The 1,908-nt window shown below is 46.9% G+C and carries 2 protein-coding genes; both read left to right on the forward strand.

Translation table 11 applies throughout. From position 1 onward, the window contains the following. Positions 1–429: 30S ribosomal protein S7 (gene rpsG, locus WCO51_13190; GenBank protein MEI6514208.1), on the forward strand; the 429-nt coding region annotated here is incomplete at its 5' end. A gap of 63 nt (positions 430–492) precedes the next feature. Continuing rightward, positions 493–1,908, forward strand: a 1,416-nt coding sequence (gene fusA, locus WCO51_13195) for an elongation factor G (GenBank protein MEI6514209.1), incomplete at its 3' end; no start/stop codon positions are given.

The following is a 1,908-nucleotide window of genomic DNA, read 5'->3' on the forward strand; positions in this document are numbered from 1 at the left end:
GACCCAAAGTTCGGTAATAGTGAAGTTTCAAAATTTGTCAATACCATTATGATGAGTGGTAAAAAATCGGTTGCTGAACGCATAGTGTATGGAGCTTTCGATCTTGTTGTAGCTAAAGGAGGGAAAGATCCGGTAGAGATTTTCAACCTCGCAATGAATAATATTAAGCCGTTGGTTGAGGTCAAGAGCCGGCGCGTTGGTGGCGCAAACTATCAAGTTCCGGTTGAGGTTCGTCCGAGTCGCCGTATGGCACTTGCTATGCGTTGGTTGAGAGAGGCTGCGCGCAAACGATCTGAAAAGTCAATGGGGCAGCGCTTGGCAGCTGAAATGCTCGAGGCGGCAGAAAATCGTGGTGGAGCAGTCAAGAAGCGTGACGAAGTGCACCGTATGGCAGAGGCGAACAAGGCATTTGCACACTTTAGATTCTAATACACATTTTAGGCGGCAGTCTGTCTGTTGGCCATCTGTTCTATATAAGCAAAGGTTACTACTGTGGCACGCAAAACCCCTATCAATCTTTACCGAAATATCGGTATTAGTGCACACATTGACGCCGGTAAGACAACGGCGACAGAGCGTATTCTCTTCTATACCGGAGTTAATCATAAGATCGGTGAAGTGCACGACGGTGCGGCCACCATGGATTGGATGGAGCAGGAGCAAGAGCGTGGCATAACGATAACATCAGCTGCAACGACTTGTTTTTGGAAAGGCATGGCTAATCAGTACCCTGAGCATCGCATCAATATTATTGACACTCCTGGTCACGTTGATTTTACGATTGAGGTAGAGCGATCAATGCGTGTTCTCGACGGAGCGTGCATGGTTTATTGCGCTGTAGGAGGGGTGCAACCTCAGTCTGAGACTGTTTGGCGCCAGGCTAATAAGTATAAAGTTCCCCGCCTTGCCTTTGTAAATAAGATGGATCGCCAGGGGGCAGACTTTTTTAAAGTAGTAGAGCAGATGGCAACGCGCCTAAAAGCTAATCCTGTGCCGATTGTTATCCCTATTGGCAAAGAGGATTATTTTGAAGGCGTTGTCGATCTGATTAAGATGAAAGCAATTTACTGGGATGATGCGTCCCAAGGTATGAAGTTTGACTATCGTGATATTCCGTCAGAGCTTCAGAGTCTAGCTGAACTTTGGCGCGAAAAAATGGTTGAAGCGGCCGCAGAATCTTCAGAAGATTTGATGAATAAATATCTTGAATCTGGATTTCTTGTTGAATCTGACATAATTAAGGGTCTGCGAGATCGCACGATCGCCTGCGAAATTCAACCTATGTTGTGTGGAACGGCATTCAAAAACAAGGGTGTGCAACGCATGCTTGATGCTGTTATTGATTTGCTGCCATCCCCAGTGGATATCCCGCCGGTAGGTGGTCTGAAAGAAAATGGCGAATCTGATACAAGGGAAGCTTCTGATGATGCCAAATTCTCTGCTTTGGCCTTCAAGTTAATGACTGATCCATACGTGGGTCAGTTAACGTTCATTCGCGTTTATTCAGGAGTGCTGAAGTCTGGTGATACGATATTTAACCCGATAAAGGGGCGCAAGGAGCGGATTGGTAGAGTGCTACAGATGCATGCAAACAATCGTGAAGAAATTAAGGAGGTTCTCGCGGGCGACATAGCGGCTTGTGTGGGACTTAAGGATGTAACAACCGGGGAAACCCTGTGCGATCCAGCGGCGGTAATTACTCTGGAGCGTATGGAGTTTCCTGAGCCAGTGATTCACATCGCGGTTGAGCCGAAAACAAAACCAGACCAAGAAAAAATGGGAATAGCCTTAGGGCGTCTAGCGCAAGAAGATCCGTCATTTCGTGTGCGTACCGACGAAGAGTCGGGGCAGACAATTATTTCTGGAATGGGAGAGCTTCATCTTGAAATTATTGTAGATCGCATGAGG

The organism is bacterium (assembly GCA_037131655.1).
Classification (GTDB): Bacteria; Armatimonadota; Fimbriimonadia; order Fimbriimonadales; family JBAXQP01; genus JBAXQP01.